At 63.8% G+C, this 18,372-nt stretch carries 15 protein-coding genes; 1 reads left to right on the top strand and 14 read right to left on the bottom strand.

The features are described from left to right. Positions 1–64 precede the first annotated feature (64 nt). Positions 65–739: a Bax inhibitor-1/YccA family protein gene (locus IGS55_RS16885; RefSeq protein WP_411268305.1), complete on the top strand. Its 675-nt coding sequence runs from the start codon at positions 65–67 to the stop codon at positions 737–739. 165 nt (positions 740–904) lie between these two features. Here IGS55_RS16885 and IGS55_RS16890 read toward each other — a convergent pair whose 3' ends face one another. From IGS55_RS16890 to IGS55_RS16955, 14 genes are all read right to left on the bottom strand, one after another. Continuing rightward, a complete protein-coding gene (locus tag IGS55_RS16890) occupies positions 905–1,750 on the bottom strand; it encodes a LysR family transcriptional regulator (RefSeq protein ID WP_230518995.1) in 846 nt (281 codons plus the stop codon). A gap of 12 nt (positions 1,751–1,762) precedes the next feature. Next, a complete protein-coding gene (gene cfa / locus IGS55_RS16895) occupies positions 1,763–2,944 on the bottom strand; it encodes a cyclopropane fatty acyl phospholipid synthase (RefSeq protein WP_230518996.1) in 1,182 nt (393 codons plus the stop codon). A gap of 234 nt (positions 2,945–3,178) precedes the next feature. Then, positions 3,179–4,213 (bottom strand): cupin-like domain-containing protein, encoded by a 1,035-nt coding sequence (locus tag IGS55_RS16900; RefSeq protein WP_230518997.1) that lies wholly within the window; start codon positions 4,211–4,213, stop codon positions 3,179–3,181. A gap of 77 nt (positions 4,214–4,290) precedes the next feature. Further along, positions 4,291–6,252 carry a glycosyl hydrolase family 18 protein gene (locus IGS55_RS16905; RefSeq protein ID WP_268992051.1) on the bottom strand — a complete coding sequence of 654 codons (1,962 nt, stop codon included), beginning with the start codon at positions 6,250–6,252 and terminating at the stop codon, positions 4,291–4,293. A 396-nt stretch (positions 6,253–6,648) separates the two neighbouring features. Beyond that, positions 6,649–7,992, bottom strand: coding sequence for a 23S rRNA (uracil(1939)-C(5))-methyltransferase RlmD (rlmD, locus tag IGS55_RS16910; RefSeq protein ID WP_230518998.1), 1,344 nt, complete (start codon positions 7,990–7,992; stop codon positions 6,649–6,651). A 131-nt stretch (positions 7,993–8,123) separates the two neighbouring features. Further along, complete coding sequence (gene rpoS, locus IGS55_RS16915) at positions 8,124–9,155, bottom strand: RNA polymerase sigma factor RpoS (protein WP_230518999.1); 1,032 nt, start codon at positions 9,153–9,155, stop codon at positions 8,124–8,126. Positions 9,156–9,163: 8 nt separating this feature from the next. After that, on the bottom strand, positions 9,164–10,081 hold the full coding sequence (locus IGS55_RS16920; protein ID WP_230519032.1) for a peptidoglycan DD-metalloendopeptidase family protein: 918 nt from the start codon (positions 10,079–10,081) through the stop codon (positions 9,164–9,166). Positions 10,082–10,123: 42 nt separating this feature from the next. Next, entirely contained in the window at positions 10,124–11,014 is an 891-nt protein-coding gene (locus IGS55_RS16925) for a protein-L-isoaspartate(D-aspartate) O-methyltransferase (RefSeq protein ID WP_230519000.1), read from the bottom strand. 9 nt (positions 11,015–11,023) lie between these two features. Next, positions 11,024–11,761: a 5'/3'-nucleotidase SurE gene (gene surE / locus IGS55_RS16930; RefSeq protein WP_230519001.1), complete on the bottom strand. Its 738-nt coding sequence runs from the start codon at positions 11,759–11,761 to the stop codon at positions 11,024–11,026. Between the two features lie 94 nt (positions 11,762–11,855). Next, positions 11,856–14,321, bottom strand: a complete 2,466-nt coding sequence (locus IGS55_RS16935) for a tetratricopeptide repeat protein (RefSeq protein WP_230519002.1) — start codon at positions 14,319–14,321, stop codon at positions 11,856–11,858. Positions 14,322–14,340: 19 nt separating this feature from the next. Continuing rightward, on the bottom strand, positions 14,341–14,946 hold the full coding sequence (locus IGS55_RS16940) for a toll/interleukin-1 receptor domain-containing protein (protein WP_034752049.1): 606 nt from the start codon (positions 14,944–14,946) through the stop codon (positions 14,341–14,343). A 270-nt stretch (positions 14,947–15,216) separates the two neighbouring features. Then, positions 15,217–17,271, bottom strand: coding sequence for an ATP-dependent DNA helicase (locus IGS55_RS16945; protein WP_442908172.1), 2,055 nt, complete (start codon positions 17,269–17,271; stop codon positions 15,217–15,219). 43 nt (positions 17,272–17,314) lie between these two features. Further along, on the bottom strand, positions 17,315–17,515 hold the full coding sequence (locus IGS55_RS16950; protein ID WP_034752051.1) for a YdcH family protein: 201 nt from the start codon (positions 17,513–17,515) through the stop codon (positions 17,315–17,317). A gap of 128 nt (positions 17,516–17,643) precedes the next feature. Beyond that, positions 17,644–18,360 carry a hypothetical protein gene (locus IGS55_RS16955; RefSeq protein ID WP_230519003.1) on the bottom strand — a complete coding sequence of 239 codons (717 nt, stop codon included), beginning with the start codon at positions 18,358–18,360 and terminating at the stop codon, positions 17,644–17,646. Between the last annotated feature and the right edge of the window lie 12 nt (positions 18,361–18,372).

The raw sequence follows: 18,372 nt of genomic DNA on the forward strand, positions 1-18,372 counted from the left end.
TCATGCTATCCTTGAGTAAAGCAGTAATTTGAATTGACAACACGGAGGCACTATGAATCAGAACATGCAACGCACCTTTGACCTGTCGGGGGGCATGCAGCAAGTCCGCCATCAGGTCTTGCGCAACACTTACTGGCTGCTGGCGCTGTCCATGATCCCGACCGTGCTGGGCGCCTTCATCGGCGTGCAAATGCATTTGCCGATGCTGACCGGCGGCATGGGCTTCATCATCTTCATGGCCGTCGCATTCGGCTTCATGTACGCGATTGAAAAGACCAAGAACTCGGGCCTCGGCGTCGCCGTCCTGCTGGGCTTCACCTTCTTCATGGGCCTGATGCTCACGCCACTGCTGACGCGCACGCTCGGCTACTCGAACGGCGGCATGCTGATCATGACGGCATTCGGCGGCACGGCCACCATCCTGGCCGTGATGGCGACGATCGCCACGGTCTCGAAGCGCGACTTCTCGGCCATGGGCAAATGGCTGTTCGCGGGCGTGATCGTACTGATCCTGGCATCGGTGGCAAATATTTTCCTGGGCCTGTCGGCACTGTCGATCGTGATCTCCATGGTCGCCATCGCCATCTTCTCGGCCTACATCCTGTATGACGTGCAGCAAATCATCAACGGCGGCGAGACCAACTACATCTCGGCCACCCTGCGCATCTACCTGGACGTGTACAACATCTTCACCAGCCTGTTGTCCTTGTTAGGATTTGCCGGCGGCAGCCGCGACTAAGCGCTAACGCAAAAACGCCCAGGGCGGCGTTGCAGTGCCTCGCCGTACCAGTCGTACTGTCTTCGGCACCGCGCCTTGCCCTGAACGTTTTATGCGCTGCGCTTATGCGCAAGGACATAAAAATAAAAGCCGACCCCCGGGTCGGCTTTTTTACGTCCGTTTAAATTACTTGATCTTCTCCGCCACCTCGAGCAGGCAGGCGCGGGCGCGGTCCAGGGTCGGGTTGTCGCGCTGGGCCGCATACACGGCGTAGGCGGAATGCGAGAATTCTGGCGCGTCGCGCACGCGGTACAGCAAGCCCGCGTCGAGATACGGCTGCGCGCTGCCGATGCGAAAGTAGCTGGCGCCGCCCACTTCCAGCAGGTAGACGAGGGCCAGCGGCCCCAGCGAGATCGACACGGGCGGGCTGCTCAGCTCCGGATACGCGGCCTGGTGGTTCGCCGCGAAGCTGGGTCCCCAGTCGACGTACACATAGGTATCGGCCTGCATCTGCCCGTCGGCGCGCGTGGTGACCATCACGAGCTTTTCCTCGGCCAGCAATTCGCTGGCCAGGCCCGGACGCTGCGGCGGGTTGTACAGCACGGCCAGGTCGAGCGAGCCGTCGTGCACGGCGTCGAGCAGACGCGCGGGGCTGTCGACTTCCGCGCGCAGGGCGATCTCGGGGCAATCGCGGCTCATGCGTATCAGCCAGTCGCCGAGCAGCGGCTGCCACAAACTCAATTCGCAGCCGATACTGACGGCGTCGTCGCGCCCCGGCGGCAAGGCTACCTGATGGCGCGCCCGCTCCCACACCTGCACCATGGTGGCCGCATGGCGCATGAAGCGCTCGCCGGCCGGCGTCAGGCGCGCGCCCGCCTTGTTGCGCACGAACAGCTGGCGCCCCAGTTGCTGCTCCAGGGTGCGGATGCGGGCGCTGACGGCCGTCTGCGTCACGTGCATGCGTTCGGCCGCCATGATGAAGCTGCCGCAGGACGCCACTTCGAGGAAGGTACGCGCTTGATTGATATCCATCAGCCCATGATATCAGCTGACACGCTCATAGCCGCCCAGTACGCCCTGCTTCGACAGCACCCATTGCCACAGCTGCAGGTCGCGCGCGCGGAAGGCGCCCGCGCAGGACAGCAGATAGTATGACCACATGCGGTGGAAGCGCCCGCCCAGCTGGGCGGCAAAGCGCGGCCACGCCTGCTCAAAATTGGCATGCCAGGCCATCAGGGTCTTGTCGTAGTCGGCGCCGAAGTTGTGCAAGTCTTCGGCCACGAACAAGTCGTCCATGGCGTCGCCGATCTGGCCGATCGACGGCAAGTCGCCATTCGGGAAGATGTATTTGTCGATCCACGGATCGCACGTGGAATGGCGCTTGTTTTTGCCGATCGTGTGCAGCAGGAACAGGCCATCGTCTTGCAGGCAGCGGTGCGCCACTTCCATGAAGGTGCGGTGATTCTTGTGGCCCACGTGCTCGAACATGCCGATGCTGACGATGCGGTCGAATTTCTCATCGGTGTCGCGGTAATCCTGCAGGCGGAAGTCCAGCTGTTCGCCGCCCGGCATGGCGCGCGCATACGCGGCCTGCTCTTGCGAGATCGTCACGCCCACGCACCGCACCTGGTATTTTTCCGCCGCATAGCGCATGAAACTGCCCCAGCCGCAGCCGATGTCGAGCACGCGCATGCCCGGTTCCAGGCGCAGCTTGCGGCAGACCAGGTCGAGCTTGGCCTCCTGCGCCTCGGCCAGGTTGGCCGCATCCTTCCAGTAGCCGCAGGTATAAGTCATGCGCGGGTCGAGCATGGCCGCATAGAAGGCATTTCCGAGGTCGTAGTGTTCCTTGCCCACCATCCAGGCGCGGCGTTCCGTCTGCAGGTTGAACAGGCGCGCGGTCAAAGCGTGGAAGGCCAGGCGCATGGGGCGCACGTCGTCGCCCAACCTGGCGCGCAGCAAATGGCAAAAGAATTCGTCGAGCTGCTGCGCATCCCAGTCGCCGTCCATGTACGCTTCACCGAGGCCCAGGTTGCCGCTGGCGAAGGCGCGCTCGGGCACGCCCGGCTTGCGCAGCTGCATGTCCCAAGCGGCGCGGCCATTCAAATGGATATCGGCCCTGGCCAGCAACTCGGCCGCTTCGCGGGTCAGGCGTGTGTCGAGCCGGAGTCCGGTGCTGCCTGCCGGCGTTTGCTGTAACTGTGACTGTGTCATTTGCTGCGTGTTCATGCCCTGCCGCCTCCAGATGGTTGGTACTGGCGCCCCGCCAGCCATCAAATTATCCGCCCGCCATGACCATCTGGATAATGAAACATCATGGTCATTCATATCAAAATAATTGCTGCAAAATGATTTCAATCAATTATTTTATGGAAATATCTTATACAAGAAGCGCACCGTAGCATGAAAAAAGCCGCCTGTTCGGCGGCTGTTCGCGGCAAGTTCGCGCCCTGCGCGCTACGATCAAAAATCGTGATTCGGCGGATACTTGCTGTAAAAATCGTTATCCCATTTGAAGTTGGTAAACGCCACCGTCATCGATACGTCGAGCGCTTCGACGAAATGCCAGCAGCCGACGGGCAAAAACAGGATCTCGCCCGGCGCCAGCACGCATTCGCGCACCTGCACGTCGGCCATCAGCGGATAGCGCCGCACGTCGATGTCGCGCCCGTCGACGGGCGTAAAACAGTGGCGCTGGTTGTACACGCGCGCCACCTCGCAGGCGGCCATGATGCGCAGCCGCTTGCGCCCTTTGACCTGCGCCATGAAGTTGTTCGTCAGGTCGTGGTGGAATGGCGTCACGGTGCCGGCCGGGCCGAACCACAGAAAGCCCGTGGGGCCGCCATCCTGCTTCAGGTATTCGGGCAGCTGGCCGATATCGTCCCACAGCTCGCGCAAGGCTTGCCGGTTCTGCGAATTGTTATTCGCCGTCATATAGAAATCGTTGGTCGCGCCGCTGCCCTCGACCAGGCTCGCATACTCGCCAAACGCCATCTTGCGCTTGTGGGCCACGCTGTTCATTTCGTACTGCGCATCGGCTTCGCGGCCGAACTGCACTTCCACTTCGCGCTGCGCGTAATGCTCGCGGAAATAGGCGGCGCTCCACTTGGCCATGGCGGGCCAGTCGTCCATCATGCCCGTGATGATGACAGGCTGATTGGTGGAGTAGTACTCATCGAGGAATTCCTGCGCCGTCAATTTGTCGCGGCGGGGGATCTCGGGGTCGCGCAGCTGGTTCAGCTTGCGCTGGATATCGATCACCCAGTCGCGCTTGGCCAGACGGTTCGACAGGCGCACGGCGCCGGCCAGATACGGGCTTTGCAGCGCCAGCTCGATTTCGCGGCGCGCCAGGGGCTCCGCGATGCCGGCCTGTTGCAGCACCGGCATCAGCGCCGACGGGTGGCTGCCCAGCATGAGGTTTTCCGCAATCCAGCTGCGCCACTCGCGGCTCAGCTCCTGTTCCGGATGTTTTACTCCGAATGTCGATACCGCCGCCATCGCCCGTCTCCTGTTTTTTATGTGAACAGGCGGCCGGGCAGCAATGCCGCCCGGCCGCGTCTTACTCTACTTCAGTGTTACCGCACTTTCCACACCTCGGTCGCCAGCACGCCATTCGCGTCGCCATCGAGTTCCCACGAGAACGCACCGCGCAAGCCCTGGTCCTTCACGTACTTGACCTTGGTGCCGATGACGGTCGGATCGTCATAGCTCCACCACTGGCCGCCCGCGCCCGTGTACAGGTACAGCTGCTTGGTCACGGGATGGTAGTAGCGCGTGCCAGCCTTGGCGACGAGGATTTTATAGTCCTCGATGCCCGACTCGTAGGTGCCCGGCGCCGTGCCCGTGGCCGCCTGGTACAGGCCATCGCCGTTCGGTCCCGGCGCCACGCCCGTCCAGCCGCGGCCATAGAACGGTATGCCCAGCAGCAGCTTGTCGCGCGGCACGCCAGCGGCAATCATGTACTGCACCGCCTTGTCGCCCACATATTCGCGCGCCATGCCCGTCGACGGATCGGCAGGATCGGCAAACAGCTGGGCATTGAAGTTGGTGCTCGTTTCCCAGCCGCCGTGGAAGTCGTAGGTCATCAGGTTGATCCAATCCATGTACTGCGAGTACAGGGCCGGTTCCGTATTGTCGATCTTGTCCTTGCCGGCGCCGACAGCCGCCGTCAACAGGTAGCGCTTGCCGTTGGCCGCGCCCAGCGCATCGAGCTGGCTGCGGAATTCTGCCATCAGCAAGGTGAAGTTGCGCTTGTCGTTGGGGCTGACCGTGTTGTACGGCTGGCCGCCGCCGACCGGATATTCCCAGTCGATGTCGATGCCGTCAAAGATGTTGGCCGCCGCGCCCACGCCGCCGCGACCGCCCTGCACCGGCAGGTTGCCCTTGATGTAGATGTCGATGCACGAACGCACCATCTGCTTGCGCAGCGCATCGGTGGCAGAACCGACGGAGAAGTTCTTCGACCAGCTCCAGCCGCCCAGCGAGATGAACAGCTTCAGGTTCGGGTGCGCCGCCTTCAGTTTTCTCAACTGCAGGAAGTTGCCCGACAAGGGAGCATCCCACGGAATCGCCTGGCCATCGACGGTGCGCTTCGGCGTGCGGATGTAGTCGGCCTCGGCATCGCCGCCCGTGCCCGCATCCGGCGAATTCGGATTCGTCGCGCCCGGCTCCGTCTTGGTGATCATGGCGCATTCATAGCCGCCGTTTTTCGGATAGATATTGCCGAAGGCGTAGTTGATGAAGGTCAGCTTGTCGGCCACGCCGCTCGTGTGCACGTTCGCCACTTCATAGTCGCGGCCATACACGCCCCACTGCGCGAAATAGGAACCGACTTCGCGGCCCGCTGGGGTCGGCGTTGGGGTAGGTGTCGGCGTTGGGGTAGGCGTCGGTGTTGGAGTAGGTGTTGGAGTAGGCGTTGGCGTTGGCGTTGGCGTCGGGGTAGGCGTCGGGGTAGGCGTCGGCGTCGGCGTCGGAGTAGGCGTCGGCGTGGTGCTGCAGATCTCCTGGCTGGTCCATGGCTTGCCCGTGCCGGCGCCGCCGCTGCTTGTCGACGGGTTGTCGCCCTGCGTCCAGTAATTGGCGCGGTAATTCGTGCCCGCATAGCTGACGGTGGCGCCCGCACTGTAAGCCGTGCCGGCCGCCCACGCCAGCGCGCAGGTGCCGCCGGTTGGCGTCGGGGTCGGAGTCGGTGTTGGGGTCGGCGTTGGCTCCGGTGTCGGGGTCGGCGTCGGCGTTGGGGTGGGAGTCGGCGTCGGGGTGGTGCCGCCGTCGCAGGTGCCGCCGGCGCTCCACAGGCTCGGCGTGGAGACGGGATTCCAGCCCGAGCCCACGTGATCGGTCTGCGTCACCAGGGCCGTGTAGTTGGCCCCAAGGTACGTGACCACCGTGCCCGCGTTGTAGGTGCCGCCCTCCTGCCATGGCACGCAAGCGACGACCGTGCTGGCCGCCAGCAATTGCGAACCAGCCGGCGCGCCGGCGTCACCGCCGCCGCCGCCGCATGCCGCCAGCACGCCTCCGCTGGCCAGACATACCATCATGTTCCTGATTGTTTTTTTGAGTATTAAATTTTCCACGTTGTCTCCTGTTCAGGTTTGCAGAAATGCCACTCTGCTTCGTAAATAACTACCCTGTGATTTTGTTTTTTGCAGTTGCAAGAACAGCATGCTGCTGAAAAAATAGGCGGTCAAGTGGTTTTGAAGTGGCATCAAAGTGAGCAATACCACTTCGCATGGAAAGCGCAGCGGAGGGTGCAGACGGCGTGTTGTCCTACTGGACAATCAAAAAACGGCAGAGGGAGGATGAAAAAAGACGCTGGAACGGGAAAAGACAGACCAGTTTTATAACACGGTGTAAGTGGTATTGCGCCAGCTTGGCGCGCCGCTGAACGCGGCAGCAGCGGGTGCCTGCCTGGCCACCCGCCGTGTTTTGAATGCTTATTGCGCTAAATCAAAGACGGCCATCGACTCCACGTGGGACGTGTGGGGGAACATGTTGACCACGCCCGCCTTGCTCAGCACATAACCGGCTTCCAGCGCCAGGATGCCGGCGTCGCGCGCCAGGGTCGACGGGCTGCACGAGACGTACACGATGCGTTTCGGCAGCAGGTCCGGGCGCACTTGCGACAGGCCGACCAGCGCCTGGCACAGGGCCATGGCGCCGTCGCGCGGCGGGTCGACGAGGATGCGGTCGAACTTGCCCAGTGCGATCAGGTCGTCCGTCGTCACTTCGAACAGGTTGCGCGTCGAGAACGAGGTTTTTTCCGCCAGGCCATTGGCCAGCGCGTTTTCCAGCGCCCGCTCCGTCAAGGTCGTGCTGCCTTCGATGCCGACCACTTCGCTGCCTTGCGTGGCCAACGGCAAGGTGAAATTGCCCAGACCACAGAACAGGTCGGCCACGCGGTCCGTCGGCTGCACTTCCAGCAGGCGCAGCGCTTTCGACACGAGCACGCGGTTGATGTGATGGTTCACCTGCGTAAAATCGACGGGCTTGAACGGCATCTTGACGCCGAATTCCGGCAGCAGGTAGTGCAATTGCTTGTCGAGCGGATAGAACGGCACGGCCGTTTCCGGGCCTTTCACCTGCAGCCACCATTGCACGCCGTATTCGTCGGCAAAGGCCTTCAATTTCGTTTCATCATCCGCCGTCAACGGCGCCATGATGCGCAAGACCATGGCGGTGACGTCTTCGCCCACGGCCAGCTCGATCTGCGGCATCTGGTCGAAAATCGACAGCGAACCGATCAGCGCACGCAGGGGCAGCAGCATGGCGGAGATATGCGGCGGCAAGATTTCGCAGCTATCCATGTCGGCGACAAACGCCGATTTCTTTTCATGGAAGCCCACCAGCACGGCGTCTTTCTTCTTGACATGGCGCACGGACAGGCGCGCGCGGTAGCGGTAGCCCCACGTCGGGCCATACATGGGGCGCATGATGCTTTGCGGACGCACCTTGCCGATATGCCACAGATTGTCTTCCAGCACGCGCTGCTTGATCGCCACCTGCGCCGACGGTTCCAGGTGCTGCATCGAGCAGCCGCCGCAATTGTCGAAATGCTTGCATTTGGGCGTCACGCGCATCGATGATTCGCGGTGCAGCGCCGTCATGCGGGCCATTTCCCAGTTCTTCTTTTTCTTGAACGTCACAAAGCTGACACGCTCGCCCGGCAATGCGCCTTCGACAAACACGACCTTGCCCGGCGAGCCGTCTTCGTTCTCAATATGGCCAACGCCACGGGCGTCCATGTCGAGCGATTTGATTTCGATGATATTTTCTTGCATAGCGATCAATAGGTAAGAGTGGGCCAGGACGCAGGGCCGCGCTGGAACTTGAAAGAATGGGGAAAGGTCAGGCGCCGCGAGCGGGGCGTATGATAGCAGATGCGGCCCCGGAAATACCGGGACCGGGCGTCCTACAATAATGAGTCGCGCACGACGCCGCGCGCCGCCATGGCGCGTTTCAGTTTAATCAGCGCTTCCTGCTGGATCTGGCGCACGCGCTCGCGCGTCACGCCCATTTCCTCGGCCAGCGTCTCCAGCGTGGCCGGATCGTCGTTGTCGAGGCCGAAACGGCGCATGATGACGACGCGCTGCTTGTCGGGCAGCTTGGTCAGCCAGTCGCGCACCAGCACCGTCATTTCATGGTGTTCGGCGCGCGCGTCGGGGCTGTCTTCGCTGGCGCCGGGCAACATGTCCATCAAGGACGATTGCGGGTCGTTGTCGAGCGGTGCGTCGAGCGAGGTGGCATGCTCCGACAGGGCCAGGATATCCTGCACCTCCTCCACGGGACGGCCCACCAGATGGGCGATGTCTTCCGCGGTGGCATCCTTGCCGTCGTGGTGCTGGGCTTCCAGGTGGTATTTGCCGCGCAGGATCTGGTTCAGTTCACGCACCATGTGCACGGGCAGGCGCACCGTGCGCGCCTGGTTCATGATCGCGCGCTCAATGCTCTGGCGTATCCACCAGGTGGCGTAGGTAGAGAAGCGGAAACCGCGTTCGGGCTCGAACTTGTCGATGGCCCGCATCAGGCCGATGTTGCCCTCCTCGATCATGTCGAGCAAGACCACGCCGCGGTTGATGTAATGCTTGGCGATCGACACGACGAGGCGCAGGTTGTGCTCGATCATGGTTTGCCGGGCTTCGAAATTGCCCTGCTTGGCCAGGGTGGCGTAATGCACCTCTTGCGGCGCGGTCAGCAGGGGCCGCGTGCCGATCTGGTTCAGATAGTGCTGCGTGGTATCGGTCGACAGCTCGGCCGCCAGCACTTTTTTCAGTTCATCGACACTTTCGACCACCACGCTGACGCTGGCCACCTCGCCGCCCTCGTCCGCGTCGACGGCGTCAATGCCGTCGAGCTCGCCGATATCGTCCGTCACGACTTCGTCTGCCCCGTCTTCCGGCAGTTCCGGGTCATCGTCCAGCTGATCGTGCGGCGCGTGTGTCATTGCTTTACCTAACGGTTAGGCAGGAATTTCGAAGGATCGACGGGCTTGCCCTGCTGTCGGATTTCAAAGTGCAGCTTCACGCGGTCGGCATCGGAATCGCCCATTTCAGCGATGGCCTGGCCTTTGTTGACGTTCTGCCCTTCCTTCACCAGGATGCTGCGGTTATGCGCATACGCCGACAATAAACTATTACTGTGCTTCACGATGACAAGATTACCATAACCACGGATTCCGCTCCCGGCATACATGACTTTTCCCGCGCCGGCGGCCACCACTTGCTGGCCCGCCTTGCCGGCGATATCGACGCCCTTGTTCTTGCCTTCGTCGAAAGTGCCGATGACCTTGCCTTCGGACGGCCACATCCAGCTGATCTTGTCGTCGCCAGGCGCCGATGCGGCAGGGGCTGCCGCGGCGGCGGCCGGTGCCGTGGCGACGGTTGCCGCCGGCGCTGGCGCCGGCTTGGCGTCGCTGGTGCCGCCATCGGCGCGCAGCTCGGCCAGGGTGGCGTCGGAATAGGCGCGCTTCTCACCGCGCGGACCCGTTTTCTTCGGCACGACAGGCGCGGCCGGCTTGACTTCCGTCGACGGCGGCATAACGATGGCCGACGTTTGCGCGCCGCCCGTGTCGCCGGTCGGCGGCAGCACGCGCAGCACCTGGTCGACCTTGATGTCGTTCGGGTTGCTCAAGTCGTTCCAGGTCACCAGGTCGCGGTAATTCTGGCCATGTTCGAGGGCGATGCGCAGCAGGGTGTCGCCGCGCTTGACCGTGTAATAGGCCGGGTCGCGGTCGCGCGGATCGCTGGCGGCGGCGCTGCTGGTCGGTGGGTGGCGCTCCACGACGGGCGCCTGGACGCCGGTCGTGCCGCAACCGCTCAACAGCGCGGCCAAGGTGATGCTACATAGAAGTATGTTACTTTTCTTAATCATTCGCATGTAATTGTATGTCCTGCTTGCTAGCTGATCCGGGGATCATATGGTGCCCGGGCGCAAAGGCACGAAATGGCAATCTTCCAGGGTCTGGCTGGTCCATTCCATTTTCCCCACCCGGGTAATGAGTTGTAAGTGTTGCAATTTAGCCCCCACCGGCGCAACCAGACGCCCGCCGGGCGCCAGCTGTTCCAGCAGGGCTTGCGGGACTTCCAGGCCGGCTGCGGCAAGGATGATCCCGTCGAAGGGCGCCGCCTGCGGCAGGCCAAGCATACCATCTCCGTACTGCAAGCGCAGATTCGACACGCGCAGCGGGCGCAAATTGGCCTTCGCCAGCTCGTGCAGAGGCCGGATGCGCTCGATCGAATACACCTCTTTCGCCACCAGTGACAGCACCGCGGCCTGGTAGCCGCAACCGGTGCCGATTTCCAGCACGCGCTGCAGCTTGCCGCCCTGGCGCATCACTTCGATCATGCGCGCCACGATGTACGGCTGCGAAATGGTCTGGTGGTGGCCGATGGGCAAAGAGGCGTCGATATACGCCTGCGACGCCAGCGCCTCGTCCATGAACATGTGGCGCGGCACGGCTTGCATGGCGTCGAGCACGACCTGGTCCTTGACGCCCTGCTTCGCCACGCGGGCCACCATGGCCCGGCGCACGGCTTCCGAGACGAGCGGGTTTTGCCGCGGCGGCGACACGACGGCCGGCTGCGCCCGCTCATTGGCGATCGCTTGCGCGCGCGACGGCGCGATGGCCGCATGCGCGCCATACGGCTGCGCCACGCCGCGCGCCGCGTTTTGCGCCGCATTCTGCGTGGCCGTCTGCGGCGTGGCGATCCGGGACTGGGCCAGCGACTGCCCCCCGCCCTGCCTGGCGGGCTTGCCGGCCAGCGAATCGAGGGAAAGGGGGAAGGTACGCGGCTTGTCAGTCATAGTGAGCGGTCATGCCAGGCCTTTTGCCAGTGCATCGAGTTGGGTGGTATGGGTCAGGTCGATCTGCAGCGGCGTGATCGATACTTTTCCATGTTCAACGGCATGGAAGTCCGTGCCCGGACCGCCTTCCTTGGCCGCGCCGGCCGGGCCGATCCAAAAGATTTCACGGCCACGCGGGTCGAGCGCGCGGATGACGGGCTCTGCCGAATGGCGCTTGCCCAGGCGCGTGGCCACCACGCCTTGCAATTGCTCGTAAGGGATGGCCGGGATATTCACGTTCAGCAGATACGGTTTTTGCAGGGCGTCAAACTGGCGTTCGACGATTTCCCTGGCCACGCGGGCGGCCGCGTCCAGGTTGGCCCAGCCGAACTGCGACTGGGAAAAGGCGATGGCGGGAATACCGAACAGATAGCCTTCCGTGGCGGCCGCGACGGTGCCCGAATACAGGGTGTCGTCGCCCATGTTGGGGCCGTTGTTGATGCCGGACACCACCAGGTCGGGGCGCTCGATGAGCATGCCCGTCAGCGCCACGTGCACGCAGTCGGTGGGCGTGCCGTTGACAAAATAAAAGCCGTTGGCGGCCTTGTGCACGGACAAGGGCCGGTCCAGGGACAGCGAATTGGACGCGCCCGAACGATTGCTGTCGGGCGCCACCACGACGATGTCGGCGATGGGTGCGAGCGCGTCGGCCAATGCCTCCAGGCCGGGCGCCAGGTAACCGTCGTCGTTACTGATAAGAATTCTCATAACGAGATTTTACCTGAAGCAATGCCCACACTGCGCATGCCGCACGCCGATAGGCAGCATTTTTTGTGCCGCCGCGCGAAGATGGCTCGCCAGGTCAGCGCTGTTCGATGCGCGCTTCCGACAACGCCCCTTCCAGCGCCTGCACTTCATCCTCCTGCAAGGCCAGCAAGGCATTCAGGTCGCCTTGCAACTTGTACATTCTTTTCAGCTGCGCCATGCCGCGCCTGCGCAGCTTGCCCGGCACGCCCGGGCGCAGCAGGCAGGACTTCAAATGTTCGGCCAGTTCGCCCGCCTGCGGATACTGTTCCCGCTCGATCATGCCTTGCAACATCGAGATCATGCTGGCCAGGGTGTCCGGCTCGGCCCCTTCGTGGCCGCTGGCACGGCCGGCCAGGATGGTTTCCTGCAAATGCCGCGCACCGTCGAGCACGCTGTCCGCATGCCCCGTGACGGGGGCGTTCAACAGCCGGTCGCTGCCGCTGAGCACGGCATCTTCCAGCAGGCGCGCCGCCTCGCTGTCGCCCTGCTGCTGCAGGGTGCCGGCCAATTGCGTCTTGCTGTGCAAGGTATCGAGGTGGTCTTCGCCCAGCAGGCGCGCATGCACTTCCAGCACCTGCTCCTGCACGCTGCGCGCCGCATCGAGTTCACCGCGCCGCAGCAGCGCCTCGGCCAGCTTGCGCTGGCTCATCAGGGTTTCCGGGTGGTCGAGCCCGCGCGTGCGCTCGCACGCCGCCACCTGGTCTTCGTGCAGCTGGCGCGCGCCGGCCCAGTCGCCCAGCCCGGCCACGATGTCGGCCAGCAAATCGCGCGTGGACAAGGTGGCCGCATGGTCGCTGCCCAGGCGCCGCTCCTGGACCTGCAGCACGGCGGCGAGCAGGCGCCGCGCGCCCTCCAGGTCGCCTTCGCGCCCCAGCGCCTGCGCCAGGGCCAGCTTGCTGCGCAAGGTATCGCCATGCTCGGCGCCAAACAGGCGTTCGCGCGCCGCCACCACCGTGGCCAGCACTTGCTGCGCCTGTGCCAGCCGGCCCATGCGCAGCAAGGTGGCGGCGCGGCCATCCATCGCATCGAGGGTCAGCGGATGCTCGCCGCCCAGCTGGCGCGCATAGGTGGCCAGCACCGTATCCTGCAGCAGCAGCGCCGCCGCCAGCTCCCCCTGCTGCAACAGGGTTTGCGCCAGGCAGGCCCGGGCGGCCAGGGTGTCTGGATGTTCGCCGCCCAGCACGCGCTCGCGCACGTCGAGCACGTCTTCTTCCAGGAAGCGGGCTTCATCGAACTTGCCCAGCTGGCGCAGCAGGCGCGCCATGCCGCTCTTGCATGCCAGGCTGTCGGGATGCTCCTCGCCCAGCAGGCGCACGCGGATCTCGACGCTCTGACGAAAGGCGTCGAGCGCCTGGGCGCTGCGCCCATCCTTGCGGTACAGCTCGCCCAAACGGGCCAGGTCGCGCGCCAGCGGCAGGGCCACGGCGCGGCCCGGCTCGGCCAGCAAGGCCTGGCGCGCTTCGCTGATGGCGCCCAGCAAGGCGATTTCGCGGCTCGACTGCCATGGGAAATAGCCGCCCGTCAGCCACTGCAAAAAAGCTTCGAAGGTGCGCGTGAGGGAAAAGCGGTCGCCGCCCTGGTCGATGCGCACGGCCAGCTGCTCGCCATAGGCAAAGGTTTTCGTCTGCTGCAGCTGGACTTCGTCGAAATAGCTGTCGAGGGCGATCTGCGGCAAGCCGTAGGAGGTGCGCAGCAGGCGCTCGAACATGGGCTGGAAGCCGGCGATGCCCTTGTGCGCGTCGCCGCGACGCCACTCGGCGCGCTGCGCGCCATCGCCCATTTCTATGCGCGAGGGCAAGGGATACACGAGCAGCGGACGCTGTTCGTCTTCATGGCTGCGGCGGTACTCGATGGCCCGCGTGACGAGCGCGTCGACGCCTTCCAGGCTTTGCCGGTTCGGCGTGAAGACCACCACGAGCTTTTTCGGCAGCAAGGTGGTGCAGATGCCGGCGCTGTCCGTGCGGCCAGTGCGCGAATCGACGAGCACATAGCGAAAATGCTGGGCCAGGGTATCGGCGAAGCAGCGGAACAGGGCCGGGCACGTGTCGAACAGCTGATCCCAGTGCATCTGCGCCAGGCGCTCGCTGTAGCTGGCGTCGAAGCGCCCCGCGCGCATCAGGTACAGCGGACTGCCCTGGTCGACGCGCACCACGTACTGCTGCCAGTCGATGGCGTCGAGCACGCGCTGGGCCAGCGCCGCGTCCTCGCGTCCTGTGCCCTGTCCGCCGGCGCGCCCGCCGGCCGTTTCCAGGCTGATGCGTTCGAGCTGCTGGCGGCACGCTTCGAAGAACTCGAGCACGCCCGGCCGCTCCTCGTGCTGCTCGAAATAATGGTGCAGGCCCGGCGCTTCCATGTCCCAGTCCAGCATCAGCACGGGCACGCTGGCGTTTTCACGGCGCGCCAGCAGGACGGCGATATTCGACAGGGCCATGGTGCGGCCGGTACCGCCCTTGTAGGAATAGAAAGTGACGACTTCGCCAGGGGCGCTCAAAGGCGGCAGGGAGAGGCGTTGGCATTCCATGACAGGACCTTTTACGTGATTAACGTGGAAAGTGGGGAGGCGGAATGGCGCGCCATTCCGGTGGAATATCGGGCAACACGAAACGGCTGCAATCGTGGCCGGGCGGTGTTGACCGCTTGAGCAAGTGGTAATGCGTGGCGATGCGCTGCACGATGCGTTCGATGTCGGGCAGATATTGGGGATTTGACTTCAGATCGCCGCTGGCCAGCGTATAGCCGGAAAAATCGACGTACAGGCCCGACTCCGTGATTTGCGGCGGCAAGCCGTCCGGATGGCGCGTCATGATGATGGGAATGATCAGATGGCTGGGCAGTTCATACCAGGCGCGCCGCTCCTGCTCGATCAGCTGCATGGCGGCAAATTCGCGCCGCGTATAGCCGTGCGCTTCATATTTGGGCGTGTACAGCACGATCATGCAGACGCTCTGGCACATGGCGCGCGCCACGCGCAAGTCGATATCGTCGCCGCCGCCCAGCTGCTCGCTGTCGATGAACAGGACCTCCTCGCGGTCCAGGTGCGGCTCCAGATAGCACGCCAGCGCCTCGATGAGGTCATTCTTGAACTTGTTCATGAACGCATATTGGCCGTGTGCATAACTCAAGAAACAGCCGTAGCGGATCTCCATGGCATCCCCCTGTTCCCCGTGCGGCCCTGCCATCGCCGCGCCTTGCCCCTGTAAGGCATGGGCTCACTGTAGACCGCTCAGCAACAACCTTTTTGCGCTGGCGCAAAGATGTGTCTGGCGTCCTGGACATGCGTCACAATGCCAGAAACTGGCGTGATCGCGCCGCTTTCTGGCACGGCAGGCGCGCAAGCGGGCGGCGCGCGAAAAACGCTACTCGCTTGATAACAAAGGGAAATAAGCCGGCGCGCGGATGGCGCCGGCAAGCGGAGCTTAAGCGCCCTTGGCGGGCAGGTTGCGGAAGAACTCCACCACTTCGGCGGTATCGCGCGTGCGCTTGAACGGCGGCAGGCTTTGCCAGATGCGCTTGCCGTATGGCTTGGAAATGAGGCGCGGATCGCAAATCATCAGCACGCCCCGGTCGCCCTCGTCGCGGATCAGGCGGCCCGCGCCCTGCTTCAGGTTGATGATGGCTTCCGGCAGCGAGTGGTGCATGAAACCGTTCTTGCCCTGCTTTTCCATCACTTCGATGCGCGCGGCCAGCACGGGGTCGTCGGGCGGCGCGAACGGCAGCTTGTCGATGATGACGAGGGACAGCGCATCGCCGCGCACGTCGACGCCCTCCCAGAAGCTCTGACTACCGATCAGCACGCCATTGCCGGCCGCGCGGAACTGGTCGAGCAATTCCGTGCGGCCCTTTTCTCCCTGCACGAACAGGGGGAAGTTCAGGCCCCGCTGCCTGAATTCGTCGGCCAGGCGCTCGGCGGCCCGCTTGACGGCGCGCAAGGTGGTGCACAGGAAGAAGGTGCGCCCGCCCGCCGCCTCGATGATGGGCAAGGCGCAGTCGATGACGGCGTCCGTGTAGCCGAGCGAGTTCGGTTGCGGCAGGTTTTGCGGCACGAACAGCAAGCCCTGCTGTCCATAGTCGAACGGCGACGGCCACGTATGCGACGGCTCGCCCGTCAAGCCCATCTGCTCGGAAAAATGCCTGAAGTCGTTTTTCACGGCCAGGGTGGCCGACGTGAAAATCCAGCTGCGCGGCGTGCCTTCGCGCTGGTTGTTGAAGATCGGCGCGATCGACAATGGCGTTTTATGCAACTGCAAAGAACTGGAAAACGCTTCCACCCAGAACACGGCTTCCTCGCCAGCCGCCACTTTCGCCTTCGGATCGAACTTCCAGCCGCTCAGCTGCTGCGCCAGCTCGACGCCGCGCACTCTGCACTGCTCCAGCGTTTCCGCCCGTTCCGCCTGGGTTTCCAGCACGGCCACCATGCCGTCAAGCTCATCCTTGAGGGTGTCGAGCGCGGGGAAAAAGTCGCTCGACGGGGCGATCTGCGGCAGGGACAGGCGCACGATGTCTTGCGGGAAGGTCAGACGCAGGTCGCGCGCCGCCTTTTCCACCACCGTGACCGTCTTGGCCCAGTCGATGCCGCGCGCGTGCGCGAGGCCCTCGGCCAGCACGTCGCGGCACAGTTCCAGGATTTGCGAGGTCGACACCGTGTTACCGAAGAACAAGGTGGCCGTATCGGGCAGCTGGTGCGCCTCGTCGAAGATGATGGTATTGGCCGAAGGCAGCAATTCCGCCACGCCCGTGTCCTTCAGGGCCACGTCGGCAAAGAACAAATGGTGGTTGACCACCACCACGTCGGCCTGCTGCGCTTCCTTGCGGGCCTTCATGACGAAGCAATCCTGGTAGTACTGGCATTCGGCGCCCATGCAGGTGTCGCGCGTGGACGTCACCAGATTCCAGATCATGGCGTTTTCCGGCACCTTGGCCAGCTCGGCCTTGTCGCCGGAACTGGTCATCTTGATGAAGCGCGAGATTTCGCGCAGATGGCCCACGTCGTCGCGCGAAGTCATGCGCCCGTTTTGCAGCGTGCGTTCCAGGTGGTAATGGCAGACGTAGTTCGAGCGGCCCTTGAGCAGGGCGACGGAGACGGGCGCCTGCAGCGCGGCGCGCACGGTGGGGATATCGCGCAGGAACAATTGATCCTGCAAGTTCTTCGTGCCCGTGGACACGATGGTCTTGCCGCCCCACATCAGGGCAGGCACCAGGTAGGCGAAGGTCTTGCCGGTGCCCGTGCCCGCCTCGGCGATCAGGGTCGTCTGGCTGTCGATGGCGCTGGCGATGGCTTTCGCCATTTCCGTTTGCGAACGGCGCGGCTTGTAGCTGCCCACGGCCGGACCGAGCGGGCCGCCGGCGCCAAACAGGCGCTCGATGTCGGCATCGTGCTTGCCAGGCGCCGCCTGCGGTTCGGCTGGCAGACTGGCTTGCGGATCGGCCGGCTGGCCATCTGGGCTTACTGGCAATAAATTGTGATCGGTCAAAATATACTTAGGTGAAGGCTGGACTGGACGCTACTGGCGCCCCTCAGGCGGGAACGTCGGGCACCAACTGCATTTTCAGCAAGGTGATGTGATCCTTCAATTGCAATTTGCGCTTTTTCAGGCGGCGCAGCTGCAGCTCGTCATGGTGGCCATCGAGTATCAGCAACTCGATGACGGCATCGAGGTCGCGGTGTTCCACGTTGAGTTCAATCAGGCGCCGCTCTATTTGCTGTGCATCGCTCATGTGTTGCGTTCCAGGCAGTGTTACTAACAATGTTGGGAAACCGGCGCGCGCAGGCAGCCATGGTGCATAGTTTAACCTGCCGCGCGGCTTAGGGCACGCCATTTCCGGCGCGCCCCTGCACGGCGGTGTTATTTGACCGGCGGCACAGGCACGGCAACGGCCGGCGTGCTGGCGGCGGCCGCCTTGGCGGCCTTGGCCTGCGCTTCGGCCTGGCGCTCGGCAAGGCGTTGCGCCACCCGTTTCTGGCGCTCCACGGCTTCCGCCTGTTTTTTCGCATAGGCGGCTTCACGGGCCGCGCGGCGCGGCGCTTCGGCCGCATCGTCGGCAGCCTGTTTCGCCACCTTCGCCGCTTGCTCGGCCTCGCGTTCGGCAAGGCTCTTGCCTTGCGGCTTGGGCGGCGCCGGCTCGGGCGTCACCACTTTCACGGGCTTGGGCACGGCCGCGGCCCGCTGCTCGGCGTCGAGGCGCGCACTTTCCTGCGTCCTGGCCAGGTCGATATCGCGCAGGCGCACGGATTCGGCCCGCTTGAAGTAATTCGCTTCCGCATCGACGGCACGCAGGCGCACGAGGATCAGGCGGCGCTTTTCCTTGGCCTTGTCGAGGCAGCTATTCACGAAAAACTTGTCGTAGCACTCGAGTTCGCGCGCGGCAAACTCGTTTTCCGCCGCCTCGCGCTCGCTGGCCGACTGCTTCAGCTTGGCGTCCGCTTCTTCCACGGACAGGGTCGCGGGCACTTGCGGCGCGCCGACCTCATCCAATGCCGCCGCGCCTTGGTGCGCGCAGGCGGACAACGCCAGGACCAGGCCCAGCGCCGCACCCAGCTTGTATAGTGTATTTGCCATCATGTTCATTATCCC

This window comes from Janthinobacterium sp. EB271-G4-3-2, assembly GCF_020858035.1.
GTDB lineage: Bacteria > Pseudomonadota > Gammaproteobacteria > Burkholderiales > Burkholderiaceae_D > Janthinobacterium > Janthinobacterium aestuarii.

Coding starts and splice junctions, on each gene's coding strand:
- IGS55_RS16885 (WP_411268305.1), top strand. CDS start 65: ATGCAACGCACCTTTGACCTGTCGGGGGGCATGCAGCAAGTCCGCCAT.
- IGS55_RS16890 (WP_230518995.1), bottom strand. CDS start 1,750: ATGGATATCAATCAAGCGCGTACCTTCCTCGAAGTGGCGTCCTGCGGC.
- cfa (WP_230518996.1), bottom strand. CDS start 2,944: ATGAACACGCAGCAAATGACACAGTCACAGTTACAGCAAACGCCGGCA.
- IGS55_RS16900 (WP_230518997.1), bottom strand. CDS start 4,213: ATGGCGGCGGTATCGACATTCGGAGTAAAACATCCGGAACAGGAGCTG.
- IGS55_RS16905 (WP_268992051.1), bottom strand. CDS start 6,252: ATGATGGTATGTCTGGCCAGCGGAGGCGTGCTGGCGGCATGCGGCGGC.
- rlmD (WP_230518998.1), bottom strand. CDS start 7,992: ATGCAAGAAAATATCATCGAAATCAAATCGCTCGACATGGACGCCCGT.
- rpoS (WP_230518999.1), bottom strand. CDS start 9,155: ATGACACACGCGCCGCACGATCAGCTGGACGATGACCCGGAACTGCCG.
- IGS55_RS16920 (WP_230519032.1), bottom strand. CDS start 10,081: ATGATTAAGAAAAGTAACATACTTCTATGTAGCATCACCTTGGCCGCG.
- IGS55_RS16925 (WP_230519000.1), bottom strand. CDS start 11,014: ATGACTGACAAGCCGCGTACCTTCCCCCTTTCCCTCGATTCGCTGGCC.
- surE (WP_230519001.1), bottom strand. CDS start 11,761: ATGAGAATTCTTATCAGTAACGACGACGGTTACCTGGCGCCCGGCCTG.
- IGS55_RS16935 (WP_230519002.1), bottom strand. CDS start 14,321: ATGGAATGCCAACGCCTCTCCCTGCCGCCTTTGAGCGCCCCTGGCGAA.
- IGS55_RS16940 (WP_034752049.1), bottom strand. CDS start 14,946: ATGGAGATCCGCTACGGCTGTTTCTTGAGTTATGCACACGGCCAATAT.
- IGS55_RS16950 (WP_034752051.1), bottom strand. CDS start 17,515: ATGAGCGATGCACAGCAAATAGAGCGGCGCCTGATTGAACTCAACGTG.
- IGS55_RS16955 (WP_230519003.1), bottom strand. CDS start 18,360: ATGATGGCAAATACACTATACAAGCTGGGTGCGGCGCTGGGCCTGGTC.